Here is a 15,991-nt window from a genome sequence, read left to right as displayed (position 1 = left end):
TTAGTCGGTACGCGGCTGCTTCTGACGGGAGCCGTCGGCACGGATCACCTCCATGCTGACTGCTTTGCCGTCAGCGACGACATATTCGACGCGCGTCAAAGGATCGGATTCCATGATGAACGCGTCGCCGCCGACGGCCAGCAGGCGCGTGCGGGGGCCACCGGTGCGCTGGCTGTAAAGGGCATCCTTGTCGACGGTGACTGCACGATCCTGATACCGGCCCACGTAAGCGGGGAGATCATGGGCCGCCTTGACTGGCGACAGCTTGGCCTTCAGCACCGCAGCCTTCGCAAGCATCATCGCCTTCTCCGGTCCAGCGGCCGTTGCGCCGAGCTTTTCGAGCGCCGCCATGTGCGCCATGTCCAGCGCATCGTCGGCGTTCGCCTTGATCGTCGGGGCGATGCCCGTTCCTTCCCAATCTACCCTGGACGGGCCGACCTCGCCACGCGCGACCGAGACGCTCAACATATATTGACCGGCAATCGGGAAGTAGCTGTTGCGATAGGCCGCGCCGGCGGTGGTTTCTCCGACGATGTCGCCGACACCATAATCCTTCACCAGTGCAGCAAAGGCCTCCGCCGCCGAAATGCTCCGGTTGCTGGTGAGAATGTAGAGCGGCTTACCCTTCATCCGGCCGGCCGGTAGCTTGGCCAACGAAAGGTCGCGCTCCACTGCCTTGCCGCCCCCGAAGTAGAAGGTCATCAGCGGCTTGTTCGCTGCGACGAAGTGGCTGAAAAGATATTGGATCGCCTTGGGGCTGCCGCCGCCGTTGTACCGAAGGTCGATCACGGCTGCGTCCCCATCCGCTAGGAAGCGCATCGCATTGTCGATGGCGGCGGCGGACTTGGCTCCGGTCCAGGCGAAGCCGACGAGATTCATGTAGCGGACATTCCCGTCCATCAGGCGCAGCTCGGCAATGCCGTGGTTCATGCCACGGGCCATCCGCTCCCACTCCGGCCCCTCGGTAATCTCGTCGCTCATCGGGCCCTTCAGCATGGCGGCGTGGACGGGATCGAAGCTGATGGAGAGATGCTTGTCGTGCGCTGCAGCGGCAAGGTCCTGGTTCAAGCGCTCGGCCAGCGTGCCGCCTTCCAGACCCTGGTAGCGGCCTTCCGCGATGCCCTTGTCCAGCGCAGCCGTCACCAGCGGCACCTTGTCGGCAAGTACGTAATTGCTCTTCACGGCGTCGCGGACCGCTTCGGCGATGGCGTTGGAATTCATTGCTGCGGGCCCTTTCGCCGGTTGAACAACATTGGTGATCGGTTGAGCCGAAGCTGCCGCGCTCAGGACGAGCGAAGCGGTGGCCGCGGTGGCGGCGAGCAGAACTGAATTACGCATTGGCACCCCTTTTGTGTGTTGATGGCCATCGATCGTGGCCGTGACCCGAAAGAAGCAAGGCCTGTGCCAACGACGGGAATCTGCCATTTAGTAGCTTGAGAAGGGAGCGAACGGCGGGTGCGGATGGGTCGGAGCGCGCAATGTTCGCATTTTTCGCCATGTGGCGACGGCGGGCTCTGACATCTCGCCTTGGCGGTCAGAGTTCGCTAGCGGCAGCTTCGCAATGAGCGCGCTCGATATCTTCGTGATCCTGCTTCTGGGCGGCGGCGCCATGATCGGCTTCGTCCGGGGCTTCGTTCAGGAAGTGCTGTCGCTCGCCGCCTGGGTGGTCGCCGTGGTCATGCTGAAGCTGTTCCACGAGCAGCTCTGGACCGGAATGACGGACTTTGTTGGAACCAGCGCAGGGGCCGCCGTTCTGGCCTTCGCATTGCTGTTCCTGCCAAGCTTCATCCTCGTCAAACTGCTTGCCCGAATGCTGGGCAAACGTTCCCGCAAGTCGGTGCTCGGGCCGGTCGACAAGGTGCTCGGCGCCGGTTTCGGCATGCTGAAGGGTCTCATCGGCGCGACCCTTTTCTTTCTTTTCGCCAACCTCAGCACCGACCTGATGTACGGCGCTGACGCCGACCGTCCCGAGTGGATGGCCAATTCGCGCACCTACCCGCTGCTGAACGCCAGTGGCCGCGCCATCGTGGACTGGGTCGAAACAAGGCGGCGCCCGAAGGTCAAGGAATGATCAGGCTCCACGACACCATGGCGCGCGAGAAGCGCGACTTCGTTCCGGCCGACCCGAAGCGCATCACCATGTATGTGTGCGGGCCGACGGTGTACGGCCGCGCCCATATCGGCAATGCCAGGCCGGCGGTGGTGTTCGATACGCTTCGCCGCTTGCTGGAGCATAGCTATCCGGACGCGGAGGTGGTCTATGCCCGCAACGTCACCGACGTCGACGACAAGATCATCGCAGCGGCGGAGGCCGAGGGCGTCGGGCCTTCGGTAATCACCGAGCGTTATGAGCGCTATTACCTCGACGATATGGGCGCGCTGGGCGTTCGAGAGCCCAGCATAGCGCCGCATGCCACCGCCGAGATCGCTCCGATGATCTCCATGATCGTGCGGCTGATCGAGCTTGAACACGCGTATGCGGCGCAGGGTCATGTGCTGTTCCACGTTGCTTCCGACCCGGATTATGGAGTGCTGAGCCGCCGCGACCGGGAAGCGATGCTGGCCGGTGCCCGGGTTGAGGTCGCGCCGTACAAGCGGGATCCGGCCGACTTCGTTCTTTGGAAGCCGAGCGATGCGGGCGTGATCGGCTGGGACTCGCCGTGGGGACGCGGGCGGCCCGGTTGGCACATTGAATGTTCGGCGATGATCCGGGCGCATCTCGGCGAGACCATCGACATCCATGGCGGCGGGCTCGACCTTGTCTTCCCGCACCATGAGAATGAGCTGGCTCAAAGCCGATGCGCCCATGGCGGCGCACCATTGGCCCGCTACTGGGTGCATAACGGCTTCGTCGACATGGGCGCGGAGAAGATGTCCAAGTCGCTTGGTAACGTCGTCACGCCGGCTGACCTGCTGGCGCAGGGGCACAAGGGGGAGGTGCTCCGGTTGGCGCTGCTATCGGCGCACTATCGCTCGCCGCTGCCGTGGACGGACGCCGTGATCGCGCAAGCGAAAGCACTGCTGGACCGGCTCTACCGCGTGGCAGGAGACGTCACGCCCGCCGCCCCGGATCATGCCGTCGTCGACGCGCTTCAGGACGATCTCAACACCCCGCTCGCACTGGCGCGCCTCTCCGCGATCGACGATCCCGCCGTTCTTCGCGGCAGCGCAATGCTCATCGGCCTATTAAGCGAGAGCGGCACGAGCTGGTTCCAGGGCGAGGGAGATGCCGGCGACATTGAGGCGCGCATCGCCGAACGTAACGCCGCCAAGAAGAACCGCGACTTCGCCACCGCCGACCGCATCCGCGACGAGCTGAAGGCGGAAGGCTTCCTGCTCGAGGACGGTTCCGGTGGAACGACGTGGCGGCGAGCGTGAACGCGCCGCTGTACACGACTGAGATCCTGCGGCTCGCGGCGTCATTGCCGGAGCCGGCTGCGTTGGCGCGGGAAGATGGCGCAGCGGAAATGCGGTCGCCAACATGCGGGAGCGTCGTTCGTGTCGGAGTTATGGTCGATGACGCAAGCCTTTCGGCGCTCTCGCTCTCCGTCCAGGCTTGCGCCTTCGGTCAAGCGTCGTCCGCGATCATGGCCCGCCATGCCGCTGGAGTGGACCTGGCCGCTGCGGAAGCCGCGGTAGCGAATTTGGCAGCATGGCTTGACGGTAAGCGCGAGAATCCGGGCGTTTGGCCCGATCTGACCTCTCTTGTGCCCGCCCGGAGCCGCCGCGGGCGGCATGGGGCCATCCTGCTGCCGTTCCGCGCCTTGGCGGCCGCGTTGAAGGCAGCCGACCATGGGTGAGCCGGTCGCGGCCAGCAACCTGCTTCTCAGTGGGGCGGTCATGCTGGGCGCCGCGCTTCTGTTCGTCACCCTGTTCCGCAAGCTCGGGCTGGGTGCGACCCTCGGCTACATCGTCGGCGGGGCGGTCATCGGCCCCTACGTCCTCGGGCTGGTCGGCGATCCTCAGTCGATCATGCAGGTTTCGGAGATCGGAATCGCCTTCCTGCTCTTCCTGGTGGGGCTGGAGCTTCACCCAAGCCGCTTGTGGCGCCTGCGGCGGGACATCTTCGGGTTCGGACTTGCGCAGGTGGTATGCTGCGGCTTGGCGCTGAGTGCGCTTCTGCACCTCGCCATCGGCTTCAGCATAGAGGCGTCGCTGGCGCTCGGCCTGCCGCTGGCTTTGTCGTCGACGGCGCAGGTGCTGCCGATGCTCCGCTCGTCGGGCCAGCTCAACGACCCCGACGGGGAGCGGGCATTCTCCATCCTGCTGTTCCAGGATCTGTCGATCGTTCCGCTGATCACCATCATCGCGGCTATGTCCCGTGCCCCTGCAGACCCTGGCGCACCGCCGGGCGGGATGCTGGTCCTCTACACGATCGCGGCGGTCGCCGGGCTTGTGATCGCCGGGCGCTTCCTGCTCAATCCGATGTTCCGGCTGATCGGCCGCCTGTCGGAACGCGAGCTGTTCGTCGTCGCCGGCCTGTTCACGGTGATTGCCAGCGCCGCGCTGATGCACTCGCTTCACCTCTCGGTTGCGCTCGGTGCCTTTGTCGCGGGCGTGGTGCTCGCCGAATCGCCGTACCGGCACGAATTGGAGAGCGACGTCGAGCCCTTCCGCTCCATCCTGCTCGGCCTGTTCTTCCTGTCCGTGGGCATGCTCCTCGACCTTCCGGCAATCGCCGCCAAGCCGCTGCTCGTTGGTGGGCTCGCGCTCGGCATCATCGCTGTCAAGGCGCTGCTGATCGCCGGCATCGCTTTCATGTTCGGGATCCGCGGCGTTCGCGCCATCTGGCTGGGCCTATTGCTCAGCCAGGCCGGTGAATTCGGCTTCGTGTTGTTCGGTCAGGCGGCCGCCGCGCGCCTGGTGGTGCCCGAAACCGCCTCGCTGATGAGCGCGGTCGTCACCCTGTCGATGGTCACAACACCTTTCCTGATGAAGCTGATCGACTGGACCAAGGCGCGAATGCCGGCAGGCGGCGCAGGTCATGATGGGCCGGAGTTCTCGCCGGAAACAAACGCCATCGTGGTCGGCTACGGCCGGTTCGGACAGACAGTCGGACAAATGCTGATGGCCAAGAAGATCCCCGTGACCATCATCGACCAGAGCAGTGCCCAGATCGAGATCAGCCAGGAATTCGGTACCACCGTCTATTATGGCGACGGCACCCGGCTCGATCTCCTCCGAACCGCTGGTGCCGAGACAGCGGAGGGCATCTTCTTTTGCCAGGATGCACCGCTCGAGCGGGAGCAGCTGAAGGCGATCCTTGAGGCCTTCCCGCAAGCCAAGGTGATGGTGCGTGTCTATGACCGGCGGCAGATGATGGCGTTAGACGGTCTGGACGTTGCCCTTATGCAGCGCGAGTTGTTCGAAAGTGCGGTCAGCATGGCGCGGCAAGCGCTTGTCAGCCTCGGCGTTTCGGAGCGCGAGGCGCTACGGGTGGAGGCGGAATACCGTGCCCGTGACAGCGAACGGCTGCAGCGGCAGAGCGAGACGGGCGACCTTCGCGCCGCCATGGACCGGATGTTTGGGGTCGGCCGGCCGATCGGCGACGCGGAGACCGCTAAACCCGGCGCTGCAAATAATCCTCTAGCGCACTGACGATCCACTCGACCACGTCACGATGCGGCACGTTGCCGCTTCGTACACGAATGTCGGCCTGAGAATAAAAAGGTCGGCGCGCCTCCATTAGCCGTTCCAACGTCCCGCGCGGATCGTCGTTGTTGAGCAACGGCCGCGTGTCGCGCCCCGACGTCCGTTCCGCCAATATCTCGATCGGCGCGTCCAGCCATATCGTCACGGCCTTGTCTTTCAAAAGGGACCGGGTGCCCTCATCGGCGAAGGCGCCGCCGCCGGTCGCGATCACCTGCCGATGATCGTCCAGCAGGCGCGCAATGATTCGCCGCTCACCATCGCGGAAGTCCTTCTCGCCATAACGCGCGAACACCTCTCCGGCCGGCAGCCCGCACGCCTGCTCGATCGCATCGTCGCTGTCGATGAAGTCGAGCTCCAGCCGCTTGGCAAGGCGACGCCCCACCGTGGACTTGCCGGCGCCCATCATCCCCACAAGAGCGACGGGCTTATCGAGATGTGAGAGCAGCGAGGTCACGATAAGTGGCTATACAGCGGGCGCCCAGGTGGGGCAAAAGCGCCAACCATGCCAAACCGCCGCACCATCCTGACCCCAGCCACGCCGCGCCGCCGACCCATGTCGCCGATCGTTCCACTCATCATCGTGCTGCTGCTCGTCCTTGCCGGGCTGTACTTCCTATCGACGCAGGCGAAGGAAGTGGAACCAAAGACGATCGAGGTCGAAGTCAGCCAAGGTGCCAATGCGCGCTAGTTTCTGGCTTGCCGGTACGGCGGTAGTCGGAATCGCGTCCCTTCCGGCAATTGCACAGCAGGCCGCTCAGCCCACGGCGCCGACACAGCCCGCGCCCGCAACCGCGCCTGCTCCCCAGCCGGCCAACCCGGCGACGGCGGTGCAGCCGGGAGGTGAACCGGTTGCAAGCTCGCGTCCCCGGCAGACTCCCGCCGCGCCCGCTGAAGGCGACAGCGGTGTTGCCGAGCTTGGCGCCGATGAGTTGCCGCCTCCGCCGCCGCCCATCGAAATGCCCGACGAGTCCAGGCGCGACCCTCGTGTGGTCGGCCGCCTCGATCCGGCCGACTTTGGGCTCGCGACGACGCCGTGGGGAGCTGCCAACGGACCGATGCTGTCGGTGCTTCTCCGCCGAATGGACGCACCGCTGGCATCGCGTTGGGCGCATATCGCGCTTCGCAACGCCTTGCTTGCCCGGGCCCCGGCACCGCGGCTTGTTAATCCCGTGGACTGGGTCGCCGAGCGGGCTTGGCTTCTGCTGCGAATGGGCGAAGCGGATGCCGCCCGCATGCTGGTGAGCGGCGTCGATGTTGCCGACTTTACCCCGAAGATGTTCCAGATTGCCGTCCAGAGTGCGCTCGCCAACGGCGATGCGCCTGGCCTGTGCCCGCTTCGGGACGGGCTCGGCAAAGTGGAGCCGAAGGTGGCCCCGATGGTGGATGCAATGTGCGCCTCCCTGTCGGGTGAGCCAGAAAGCGCGGCCGCCCAGATGGAATCGATCCGTCGCCGTGGGCGTGTGGGCGGCATCGATCTGGTGCTTGCAGAGAAAGTAGTTGGGGCGGGTGCCGACACCAATCGCGCGGTGACGGTTGAGTGGGAGCCGGTGCAAGCCCTGAACAGCTGGCGCTTCGGCTTGGCCACGGCCACCGGCATGGTTCCTCCTGAGCGGCTGATCAACGCGTCCAGCCCGCAGCTTCGGTCCTGGCAGGCCCGATCACCTTTGCTGACGGCGCAGCAGCGGCTGGCCTCGGCACGAATTGCCGCGGGTCTGGGCGTTTTTTCCTCCCAGGCGCTGACGGACGTTTACGCATCCATCTACGACAGCACCGGACCCGACGAATTGTCGGACACGGATGCTTGGCAGCTGCGCGTCGCCTATGTCGGCAGGGACCGCGACACGCGGCTCTCGGCCATGCGCCGCCTCTGGTCCCTTGGCGGCAATAGCTGGGACAAGGAAGCATCGCGCGCGGTGCTCGGCCGCGCCGCCGCCCGGATCGCGCCGAGCGCTGACCTACAGGGAGACGCCGCAAACCTGATCGCCTCAATGCTTGCTGCGGGCCTGGACCGGCAAGCAGCGCGGTGGGCAGCGGTCGTCGACGACATGGACGATGCCCAAGCGGACGCCTGCTGGGCGATGCTTGCGCTATCGGCACCGCAAGGCGTCTCCGTAGACGTCAGCAACGGACGGATTTCCTCCTTCATCGGGCGCGACAATAGCCCGGGCAAGCAGCGCAGCGCCTTGCTCGTCGGCGCGCTGGCAGGCCTTGGCAAGATCAGCGTCGACCAGCTTAACGACTTTAACCGTCGGCACGGCCTGCGGCTTGAGCGGAAGACGAGCTGGACTCAGCTGATCGATGCTGCGGCCGATCTGGACCAGGGCGGAACCGTGCTGGTCCTGACGGGCACCGGCCTTCAGCGGCAGGAGTGGCGCGACATTCCGGGCCTTCACCTGTTCCATTCGGTGGCGGCGCTTCGAAAGACCGGCCAAGACTTTTCGGCCAGGATGATTGCCGCGGAGGCGCTGGCGCGCACGTGACGGAGGAAGACCGGCGCCTCACGGACCGCTTCCTTGACATGATGTCCGCCGAATATGGCGCGTCCAAGCACACGCTTCAGGCTTATCGCAACGATCTGGAACGCGCGTCGGAGAGCCTGGCTCGGCCGCTGGTCCATGCCGATCCCGCCGAGCTCTCGGGCCTTGCCGAACGCTGGGGCGAATTATCGGGCGCGACCGTGGCCCGGAGAGCGGCGGCACTGCGCCGCTTCTATGGATTTCTACTCGATGAGGGCTTGCGCGCCGACGATCCGTCCGCGGCGCTGCCGCGGCCAAGGCTCGAGCGTCCGCTGCCCCGCATCCTCGACAATCGAGAGGTTGAGCGCATGTTCGAAGCGGCGGAAGACCGCGCCGCAAGCGACGAGGGCAATGCGGTGCGCAACCTTGCGTTGCTGGAACTGCTCTACGGCTCCGGCCTTCGTGCAACCGAACTCGTCTCCCTGCCGCGAGCCGCAGTTCGTGCGGGCCAGTCATTCCTGATCTTGCGCGGGAAGGGCAGCAAGGAACGGCTGGTGCCGATCTCCGGGCGCGCAGAAGCCGCCGTTGGAAAGTGGCGCCACCACGTCCCGAGTGCTTCGCTGTGGCTGTTTCCCAGCGGCAAGGGGCATCTGAGCCGGGTGCGGTTGTTCCAGATCGTTCGGCAGCTTGCGGCGGATGCGGGAATTGCGCCCGACCGGGTCAGTCCGCATGTCCTTCGCCACGCATTCGCCACGCACCTGCTGTCGGGCGGTGCCGACCTTCGGGTGCTTCAGTCCTTGCTCGGCCATGCCGATATCGCGACCACGCAAATCTACACGCATGTCGACAGCAGCCGGCTCGTCGAGCTGGTGAATGCCCGGCACCCCTTGGCCGACCGTCCAAGTTGACGGCCCGCGCCGTGCGGCCTAGCGCCGCGCCGATGCAGACGTACCTCGATTTCGAGAAACCGATCGCCGAGCTGGAGACGCGCGTCATCGAACTGCGCGAAACCGCCAGCAATGGCGCGATCGACATCGATGCGGAAATCTCCCGCCTGGAAGCCAAGGCCAACAAGCTTCTTCGCGAGACCTATTCGCGGCTGTCGCCATGGCAGAAGGCACAGGTGGCGCGTCATCCCGAACGCCCGCATTTCAAGAATTATGTCGACGGGCTGACCGACGACTTCTTGCCGCTGGCCGGCGACCGGGCCTTTGCCGACGATCAGGCGATCATTGGCGGGCTGGCGCGCATGGACGGGTACCGGGTCATGTTGATCGGCCATGAAAAGGGCGACGACACGGCCTCCCGGCTTCGCCACAATTTCGGAATGGCCAAGCCCGAGGGTTACCGCAAGGCGATCCGCCTGATGCAGCTGGCCGACCGGTTCGGCATTCCGGTCGTGACCCTGGTCGACACGCCAGGCGCCTTTCCCGGAGTCGAGGCCGAGGAGCGCGGGCAGGCGGAGGCCATCGCCCGCGCAACCGAGCAATGTCTGGCCCTTAAGGTGCCGCTGATCGCCGCCGTGGTGGGAGAGGGCGGATCGGGCGGAGCCATCGCCATTGCCGCGGCGAACCGAGTGCTGATGTTCGAACATGCGGTCTATTCGGTGATTTCGCCCGAAGGCTGCGCATCCATCCTGTGGCGGACGGCGGACAAGGCGGGCGAAGCCGCCGAAGCGATGCGCATCACCGCGACCGACCTGCAGGGCCTCGGTGTCATCGACCGGGTGGTGCCGGAGCCGCTTGGCGGTGCCCACCGCGATCCCGGCGGTGCGATCGGCTCGCTCAAGACCGCGCTGCTCGATGAATTGGACGGCTGCGCCAAGCTAAGTCCGGACGAGCTTCTCGCGCAGCGGCGCGCCAAGTTCCTTGCCATCGGCTAGTCGGACCGGCCAAGGAACAATCGCCGGACATCTCCCGTTCAAATGGCCGATCCTAGCCATCGGCCAAGACAGACGGAGAGACATGTCCATGCGCAAAGCCCTGTTGATTGCAGCCGCCGCGTCGAGCGCGCTTCTGCCTGTTGCGTTGGCTGCGCAGTCCGCCCGCTACCTGAATCCGCGCGAGGTCGCGGAGGCGCAGCAACAACATGCGGCGCTGGTTGAAGAATTCGGCGGCGCCGAGACAGGTCAGCGGGCTGCTTACGTGCAGTCGGTCGGTCAGCGGGTGGCGGCTTATTCGGGCGTTGCCAATCCCGGTCAGTCGTTCCGCTTCACCACCCTCAACTCGGCGGTGGAGAATGCCTTCGCCGTCCCGGGCGGCTATATCTACATCACCCGGCAGCTGATGACGCTCATGAACGACGAGTCTGAGCTCGCGTTTGCGCTGGGGCACGAAGCGGGCCACGTCGCCGCCAACCATGCGCAGCAGCGCGAGCGCGTTCAGCGGCGCAACTCCATCTACGGCGTGTTCGGGGCCATCCTCGGTAGCGTCTTCGGCAGCAGCGCCGTCGGCAACCTGCTTAGCCAGCAGGCGCAGCTTCGCACGCTAAGTTTCTCGCGGCAGCAGGAGTATGACGCCGATCGGCTGGCCACCCAGTATCTGGCGCGCTCAGGTTACGATCCGGCCGGGGGTCCCGGCATTCTTGCGGCGCTTGCCCGCTCGGGCGCGCTTGAAGCACGGGTCCAGGGCCGCGAGACCCGCTCCACGCCGGAATGGGCAAGTACGCACCCGCTCAGCGAGAACCGTGCCCGTCAGGCGCAAGTCATGGCGCAGCAGACTGGGCGACTGGGTACCGGCATCCGCAACCGCGACCATTTCCTGGCGCAACTCGACGGCACCTATGTCGACGACGATCCTGCCCAGGGCGTCATTGAGGACGTTTACTTCCGTCACCCGGGCCTGCGCCTGCAATTCGCCATTCCCGTCGGATTTCAAATGCAGAACGGAACCCGGTCGGTATCGATCAGCGGGTCAGGCGGTCAGGCGGAGTTCGGCGGCGGTGGTTACCAAGGACCCCTGGAATCTTACGCGGCGCGCGTGCTTCAGGAGCTTGGAGGCGGCCAGCGGATCGCTATCGCGCAACCGGAGCGCACTACCATCAACGGGATGCCGGCGGCGGTCACAGCCACGCGGGCGCAGGCCGGCTCGTCCTGGGTCGACGTCAGCGTTGTCGCCTATCAGTGGGATCGCGACACCGTCTATCATTTCGTGATGATCACCCGTGCGGGGCAGGGCATCGGGCCGTTCCGCTCGATGGTGAATTCGCTTCGCCGCCTTACGCCTGCCGAAGCAGCGGCAATCCGGCCCCGGGTCGTCGACGTAGTCACTGTCCGTGCCGGCGACACGGTTCAGTCGCTTGCCAGCCGAATGGCTTATCGCTCGTTCAGGCTTGAGCGGTTCCTGTCGTTGAATGGACTGGCGGCGAACAGCGCGCTGTCGCCGGGTCAAAAGGTGAAGCTGGTCGTATACGGAACCAGGCGGAGCTGACGCTCCGTCCGACTACATATGCTGTTCGGCCTTTGCCTGGAGGTTTGTCCACATACCCCCGGCGCCGCCGCCAAGCTTTTGAAGGCCGATCGCCATGGTGATGGCGATCAACGCAACGATCAGTCCATATTCGATCGCCGTTGCCCCCCGCTCATCAGCGAAGAGCTTGCGATAAGCCGTTCGGATAGCGCTCACGCCACCCTCCTCTGGTCCACGTCCACACGTTGGATGTCGCATTCATCGGTTAACAAGTCATGCTGCCCAGATGATTAAGCTCTTTTAAGCCTTCATTATCCCGCTTGTTCGGTAGGCGGCGCCCATCCGGCGAAATGGAGAATCTCGAACGTCTCGATGGTTTGCCCGGCATCGCCGCACTCCAGGAATGCCGCCGCCGCCGCTTGATATGCTGATTTGGTGATCGGACGTGTCGATCTCTGGACCAAAAGGTTCGTCGCGGCCATTTTCCGCAAGTCGTTCAATAGTCGGCGAAGACTGGGGTAGGCTGCTCTCACCCGGTCAACGTCAACGACGGGCATCTTCAGCCCTGCTGAAGACAAGAGGCCGGTCAGCGCCGCCGGAGCGATCCGGGGATGAACATGCGGTGCTGCCGAACCCATGACCTCGTCCGCGGCGCGCATTGCGACGCGCAGTGCGGGGAGCGTTTCACCACCTGACATGGCCCCCAGCAGCAGGCCGTCGGGCTTCAGCGCCAATCGAAAGCGGAGGAACACCTCGTCCAGTTGGTTGGCGCTGTCGAGCGTACCGACGGCCAGAATGAGGTCGTAGCTCTCCGGCAGCACCGGCAGTTCTCGTTCGTCCGCTTGATGACCCCCTGCATTGCTGGCGAGAATCGCACCGGGATCGAACACCTCCACATTGCTGACGACCGCGTTCAGGCGCTCCGGCCAGCTTGGGTCGGGACAGCCGACAAGCAGGGCGGTCTCGAACGTGCGTTGGACCATCCCGATCCGGTCGATGCAATCGTCGAACGCCCTCTCCAGCAGGAAGGTCTCGAAGCCCAGGCGCGCAGCTCGGTCGCGGCGCTGCCGCCGCAGATCAAGATCGAAGAGGCTGGTCACCGGCGGCTTGTGCGTCGCCGCGCCCTGCGCGACAAGCCTGACGTGAGCACATCTTCCCTGACCCGCCGTGTTGCCGGAATGGTGCTCGACTTCGCGCTGCCACCGCGCTGCCCCGCGTGCGGTGTGATCACCGACGAGCTTCATGCCTTCTGCGCTACGTGCTGGCCGTCCATCCACTTCCTTGGCGACGGAGGATGCGACACGTGCGGGTTGCCGCTGGAAGGTACCGAGGCCGATCGCTGTGGCCGCTGCCTTGCCGAGCCGCCGAAGATAGACCGAATGCGGGGGGCGGTCGGCTACGACGACGTCACGCGCAGCCTGGCGATCCGGCTGAAATATGGCCGCAAGGTTGCGCTTGCCAGGACAATGGCGAAATATCTGGCACCGCTGCTGAAGGGCGAACAGGTGCTGATCGTGCCGGTCCCACTTCATCGCGGCCGCTTGTGGAACCGGGGCTTCAACCAGGCCCAGCTCATTGCACGCGAAGTGGCGCGGGTGGCCCACGCGCCGATTGCACCGCTCGCCCTAAGGCGGGTGAAGCGCACTCCATCGCTTCGGGGGTTGAGCGGACGGCAGCGCCGCCAGGCCGTGCGCGCGGCCTTCATCGCCGATCCGGCGCAGGTTTCGGGCAGAAGAATTGTGATTATCGATGACGTGCTCACCACGGGCAGCACCGCGGATAGTTGTGCTCAGGCGCTCCGGAAGGCCGGCGCAGGACCGATAGAATTGCTAAGCTGGGCAAGGGTGGTGCGTCCGGTCGACATCATGCGTTAGAGCGCCAGCAGACGAATCGGAGGAAGTCTCACGTGACCGAGGTCGAAATCTATACCAAGTTCACCTGCCCCTATTGCATCCGCGCCAAGCGGCTGCTCGATTCCAAGGGTATCGAGTATCGCGAAATAAAGGTGGACCGCGGCGGCGCTGAAAAAGAAGAGATGGTTCAGCGCGCGAACGGCCGCACGACTGTTCCGCAGATCTTCATCGGCGGACAACATGTCGGCGGCTGCGACGATCTGATGGCGCTGGAGTACGAAGGCAGGCTCGACGGGATGCTGGCTGCCTGACGACCATGACCCGGATCGCCATCTTCCAGTCCCAAACGGGCATTGACCCAAGGCGAAATGCGCAGGCGCTTGTTGCGGCGGTCGAGGATGCGGCCGCCGGGGGCGCCGCAATGCTGTTCACGCCTGAAATGTCGAACCTGCTCGACCGCGACAAGGGGCGGGCGGCCGGCAACGTGGTGGAGGAGGACGGAGATTTCACGCTCACTGCCGTTCGCGAGGCAGCGAGAAAGGCGAAACTTTGGGTCCATCTTGGCTCGCTCGCGATCCGCACACCAGGAGACAAACTGGCGAACCGCGCTTTCGTGATCGATCCGGCGGGCGAGATCCGCGCGCGGTACGACAAGATGCACCTGTTCGACGTTGACCTTCCGACTGGCGAGAGCTGGCGCGAGTCGGCGGTCTACCGGGCAGGGGACGGCGCCGTGGTCGTTCGCGGCACGCCAGTCGGCAACCTTGGTCTCGCCATCTGCTACGACCTTCGCTTTCCGCTGCTCTTTGCCAAACTGGCCGAGGCAGGCGCGGACGCAATCGCCGTCCCTGCTGCGTTTACCGTGCCAACGGGCCGGGCGCATTGGGAAATACTTCTCCGTGGGCGCGCCATCGAGGCGGGTCTGTTCGTCGTCGCAGCAGCGCAGGCCGGCCAACATGAGGACGGGCGCGTCACTTATGGCCATTCGCTGGTCGTCGACCCCTGGGGCGACCTGCTGCTCGACATGGATCAGAAGGTCGGCGTCGCCTTTGCCGACGTCGATCTCCAGCGCATTGCTGACGTCCGCAGCCGCCTGCCTGCACTCACCCACCGGCGGCCGATCGAGTCGGCGGCACTGCTATGATCGTCTTCGACCTTCAGTGCCGGGGTGGAGGAGAAAGGTTCGAAGCCTGGTTCGACTCGAATGCCGATTACGAGCGGCAGGCAAAGGCGGGGCTCGTGCAATGCCCCTATTGCGCGTCCACCGAGGTGGAGAAGGCACCAATGGCGCCGAGCGTGCCTCGAAAGGGTGATGCAAACGCGTTAGCCAGGCTTGCCGCCATGCAAGCCGAAATGCTAAAGAATTCGGAGTGGGTGGGCGACAAGTTCGTCGAGACCGCCCGAGCCATGCATAGCGGCGAAATCGAGCCTGGCCTGGTTCACGGGCAGGCGCGGCTAAGCGATGCTAAGGCGCTTGTCGAAGAGGGAGTACCGATCGCGCCTTTGCCGCTGCCGGTGGTGCCTCCCGGCCAAGTCAATTGATCATCGGGACCTTCGCCCTTATTCCGCGCCAAGAGGCGGCCCCGTAGCTCAGCAGGATAGAGCATCAGATTCCTAATCTGAGGGCCACTGGTTCGAATCCAGTCGGGGTCACCATCCGCCTCACCACGAACGAAGGAGCATGGACGATGAGCAACACGCCCGACGATGGCGATCTCGTCCAACCCGAAGGCAAGCTTCCGGTGCCGGACGATGTCGCCGACGCGGTTCGCACCCTGCTTCGCTGGGCCGGCGACGATCCCGACCGGGAAGGGCTGATCGACACACCCGCGCGCGTTGCCCGCGCGTGGAAGGAATATGCCCGGGGCTATGGCGAAGACCCGGCGGTCCACCTCAGCCGCACCTTCGATGAGGTCGGCGGCTACGACGAGATCGTGTTGCTGAAGGACATACCGTTCCAGTCGCACTGCGAGCACCACATGGCGCCGATCATCGGCAAGGCGGCAATCGCCTATTTACCGCGCAATCGCGTCGTTGGCATCTCCAAGCTCGCCCGCGTGCTCCACGGCTTCGCACGGCGCCTACAAGTGCAGGAGCGGCTTACCGCGCAGGTTGCCGACTGCATCTGGGAACATCTCCAGCCCAAGGGGGTGGCCGTTGTCATTGAGGCCAGTCACGCCTGCATGACCGCGCGCGGCGTCAACACGCCGGGCGTGATGATGACGACCAGCCGGATGATGGGCACCTTCCGCGAAGACGAACGGAGCCGCAGGGAAGTGCTGGCCTTGATGGGGTATTGAGCGGGGTAGCCCTGACGAATTCACGCGGCTGATATTCAGTCGGTCGGCGGCGAATAATAGCGGTCGAGGCTGAGTTGTCGGGTCGCAAGTGCAGCGCGGGCAAGCTCCGCAGGATTTTCGGCACCCGATGCGATGGCGGCCATTACATCGAAGTAGAGCCGATCTTCGCGCATGTGAGCTTGCTCGACCAGGTCGGCGATCTCATCAATCGCGGCAACGCGTAGCCGCACTTCCTCCGGAGTCACTTTGCAACCTCCCCAAGCCTACGCGACACCGCTGCCCTGACTTGGCGGCGCGCGCAAGGGTAGGAGTGACGGTCAGGC

General features: G+C 65.0%; 19 protein-coding genes and 1 tRNA gene. 15 read left to right on the top strand and 5 right to left on the bottom strand.

Features of this window, described 5'->3' with window-relative positions:
• Positions 1-1,338: a S41 family peptidase gene (locus G7077_RS02510; RefSeq protein WP_166410346.1), complete on the bottom strand. Its 1,338-nt coding sequence runs from the start codon at positions 1,336-1,338 to the stop codon at positions 1-3.
• Positions 1,339-1,561: 223 nt separating this feature from the next.
• On the opposite strand from G7077_RS02510, the gene G7077_RS02505 reads away from it, so the two are divergent.
• From G7077_RS02505 to G7077_RS02490, 4 genes are read left to right on the top strand one after another with little or no spacing between them, the layout of a single operon-like run.
• Positions 1,562-2,071: a CvpA family protein gene (locus tag G7077_RS02505; RefSeq protein ID WP_166410345.1), complete on the top strand. Its 510-nt coding sequence runs from the start codon at positions 1,562-1,564 to the stop codon at positions 2,069-2,071.
• Positions 2,068-3,378 carry a cysteine--tRNA ligase gene (gene cysS, locus G7077_RS02500; RefSeq protein ID WP_166410344.1) on the top strand — a complete coding sequence of 437 codons (1,311 nt, stop codon included), beginning with the start codon at positions 2,068-2,070 and terminating at the stop codon, positions 3,376-3,378. Before G7077_RS02505 ends, cysS begins: the two co-directional genes overlap by 4 nt.
• Positions 3,375-3,800, top strand: coding sequence for an iron-sulfur cluster assembly scaffold protein (locus tag G7077_RS02495; protein WP_166410343.1), 426 nt, complete (start codon positions 3,375-3,377; stop codon positions 3,798-3,800). The genes cysS and G7077_RS02495 overlap by 4 nt, the downstream gene beginning before the upstream one ends.
• Positions 3,793-5,598, top strand: a complete 1,806-nt coding sequence (locus tag G7077_RS02490) for a cation:proton antiporter domain-containing protein (RefSeq protein WP_246167325.1) — start codon at positions 3,793-3,795, stop codon at positions 5,596-5,598. Before G7077_RS02495 ends, G7077_RS02490 begins: the two co-directional genes overlap by 8 nt.
• Here the strand turns inward: G7077_RS02490 and G7077_RS02485 are convergent.
• Positions 5,561-6,106 carry a shikimate kinase gene (locus G7077_RS02485; protein ID WP_246167323.1) on the bottom strand — a complete coding sequence of 182 codons (546 nt, stop codon included), beginning with the start codon at positions 6,104-6,106 and terminating at the stop codon, positions 5,561-5,563. The two genes, G7077_RS02490 and G7077_RS02485, sit on opposite strands and share 38 nt — an antisense overlap.
• Before the next feature lie 48 nt (positions 6,107-6,154).
• On the opposite strand from G7077_RS02485, the gene G7077_RS02480 reads away from it, so the two are divergent.
• The 5 genes from G7077_RS02480 (at position 6,155) to G7077_RS02460 (ending at position 11,536) form a co-directional block, all read left to right on the top strand.
• On the top strand, positions 6,155-6,340 hold the full coding sequence (locus tag G7077_RS02480) for a hypothetical protein (RefSeq protein WP_166410342.1): 186 nt from the start codon (positions 6,155-6,157) through the stop codon (positions 6,338-6,340).
• On the top strand, positions 6,330-8,132 hold the full coding sequence (locus G7077_RS02475; RefSeq protein ID WP_166410341.1) for a hypothetical protein: 1,803 nt from the start codon (positions 6,330-6,332) through the stop codon (positions 8,130-8,132). The genes G7077_RS02480 and G7077_RS02475 overlap by 11 nt, the downstream gene beginning before the upstream one ends.
• A gap of 38 nt (positions 8,133-8,170) precedes the next feature.
• Positions 8,171-9,016, top strand: a complete 846-nt coding sequence (locus G7077_RS02470) for a tyrosine recombinase (protein ID WP_246167472.1) — start codon at positions 8,171-8,173, stop codon at positions 9,014-9,016.
• 32 nt (positions 9,017-9,048) lie between these two features.
• Positions 9,049-9,990: an acetyl-CoA carboxylase carboxyltransferase subunit alpha gene (locus G7077_RS02465; RefSeq protein ID WP_166410339.1), complete on the top strand. Its 942-nt coding sequence runs from the start codon at positions 9,049-9,051 to the stop codon at positions 9,988-9,990.
• Between the two features lie 82 nt (positions 9,991-10,072).
• Positions 10,073-11,536: a M48 family metalloprotease gene (locus G7077_RS02460; protein ID WP_246167321.1), complete on the top strand. Its 1,464-nt coding sequence runs from the start codon at positions 10,073-10,075 to the stop codon at positions 11,534-11,536.
• A gap of 12 nt (positions 11,537-11,548) precedes the next feature.
• On the opposite strand, the gene G7077_RS02455 is transcribed toward G7077_RS02460, so the two are convergent.
• The gene (locus G7077_RS02455) at positions 11,549-11,731 is read right to left on the bottom strand and encodes a Flp family type IVb pilin (RefSeq protein ID WP_246167320.1); all 183 of its coding nucleotides are present in this window, start codon (positions 11,729-11,731) and stop codon (positions 11,549-11,551) included.
• Between the two features lie 95 nt (positions 11,732-11,826).
• A complete protein-coding gene (locus tag G7077_RS02450) occupies positions 11,827-12,615 on the bottom strand; it encodes a methyltransferase domain-containing protein (protein WP_166410337.1) in 789 nt (262 codons plus the stop codon).
• Positions 12,616-12,657: 42 nt separating this feature from the next.
• On the opposite strand from G7077_RS02450, the gene G7077_RS02445 reads away from it, so the two are divergent.
• The 6 genes from G7077_RS02445 (at position 12,658) to folE (ending at position 15,668) form a co-directional block, all read left to right on the top strand.
• Positions 12,658-13,389, top strand: a complete 732-nt coding sequence (locus tag G7077_RS02445) for a ComF family protein (RefSeq protein WP_246167318.1) — start codon at positions 12,658-12,660, stop codon at positions 13,387-13,389.
• A 32-nt stretch (positions 13,390-13,421) separates the two neighbouring features.
• The gene (grxC, locus tag G7077_RS02440; protein WP_166410336.1) at positions 13,422-13,679 is read left to right on the top strand and encodes a glutaredoxin 3; all 258 of its coding nucleotides are present in this window, start codon (positions 13,422-13,424) and stop codon (positions 13,677-13,679) included.
• Between the two features lie 5 nt (positions 13,680-13,684).
• Positions 13,685-14,512 (top strand): carbon-nitrogen hydrolase family protein, encoded by an 828-nt coding sequence (locus tag G7077_RS02435; protein ID WP_166410335.1) that lies wholly within the window; start codon positions 13,685-13,687, stop codon positions 14,510-14,512.
• Complete coding sequence (locus G7077_RS02430) at positions 14,509-14,910, top strand: DUF1178 family protein (protein WP_166410334.1); 402 nt, start codon at positions 14,509-14,511, stop codon at positions 14,908-14,910. Before G7077_RS02435 ends, G7077_RS02430 begins: the two co-directional genes overlap by 4 nt.
• A 37-nt stretch (positions 14,911-14,947) precedes the next feature.
• A tRNA-Arg gene (locus tag G7077_RS02425) sits at positions 14,948-15,024 on the top strand.
• Positions 15,025-15,056: 32 nt separating this feature from the next.
• On the top strand, positions 15,057-15,668 hold the full coding sequence (folE, locus tag G7077_RS02420; protein WP_166410333.1) for a GTP cyclohydrolase I FolE: 612 nt from the start codon (positions 15,057-15,059) through the stop codon (positions 15,666-15,668).
• Between the two features lie 35 nt (positions 15,669-15,703).
• On the opposite strand, the gene G7077_RS02415 is transcribed toward folE, so the two are convergent.
• Positions 15,704-15,913 carry a hypothetical protein gene (locus G7077_RS02415; RefSeq protein ID WP_166410332.1) on the bottom strand — a complete coding sequence of 70 codons (210 nt, stop codon included), beginning with the start codon at positions 15,911-15,913 and terminating at the stop codon, positions 15,704-15,706.
• Positions 15,914-15,991: the final 78 nt, after the last annotated feature.

Source organism: Sphingomonas piscis, assembly GCF_011300455.1.
In the GTDB taxonomy this organism is placed as follows: Bacteria; Pseudomonadota; Alphaproteobacteria; order Sphingomonadales; family Sphingomonadaceae; genus Sphingomicrobium; species Sphingomicrobium piscis.
Note: the sequence above shows the minus strand (reverse complement) of the source record. Positions and strands in the feature narration are given on the sequence as shown.

Bases quoted from the DNA above. Each gene is read 5' to 3' on its own strand.
- G7077_RS02510 (WP_166410346.1), bottom strand. From the start codon at position 1,338: ATGCGTAATTCAGTTCTGCTCGCCGCCACCGCGGCCACCGCTTCGCTC.
- G7077_RS02505 (WP_166410345.1), top strand. From the start codon at position 1,562: ATGAGCGCGCTCGATATCTTCGTGATCCTGCTTCTGGGCGGCGGCGCC.
- cysS (WP_166410344.1), top strand. From the start codon at position 2,068: ATGATCAGGCTCCACGACACCATGGCGCGCGAGAAGCGCGACTTCGTT.
- G7077_RS02490 (WP_246167325.1), top strand. From the start codon at position 3,793: ATGGGTGAGCCGGTCGCGGCCAGCAACCTGCTTCTCAGTGGGGCGGTC.
- G7077_RS02480 (WP_166410342.1), top strand. From the start codon at position 6,155: ATGCCAAACCGCCGCACCATCCTGACCCCAGCCACGCCGCGCCGCCGA.
- G7077_RS02475 (WP_166410341.1), top strand. From the start codon at position 6,330: ATGCGCGCTAGTTTCTGGCTTGCCGGTACGGCGGTAGTCGGAATCGCG.
- G7077_RS02470 (WP_246167472.1), top strand. From the start codon at position 8,171: ATGATGTCCGCCGAATATGGCGCGTCCAAGCACACGCTTCAGGCTTAT.
- G7077_RS02465 (WP_166410339.1), top strand. From the start codon at position 9,049: ATGCAGACGTACCTCGATTTCGAGAAACCGATCGCCGAGCTGGAGACG.
- G7077_RS02460 (WP_246167321.1), top strand. From the start codon at position 10,073: ATGTCCATGCGCAAAGCCCTGTTGATTGCAGCCGCCGCGTCGAGCGCG.
- G7077_RS02435 (WP_166410335.1), top strand. From the start codon at position 13,685: ATGACCCGGATCGCCATCTTCCAGTCCCAAACGGGCATTGACCCAAGG.
- G7077_RS02430 (WP_166410334.1), top strand. From the start codon at position 14,509: ATGATCGTCTTCGACCTTCAGTGCCGGGGTGGAGGAGAAAGGTTCGAA.
- folE (WP_166410333.1), top strand. From the start codon at position 15,057: ATGAGCAACACGCCCGACGATGGCGATCTCGTCCAACCCGAAGGCAAG.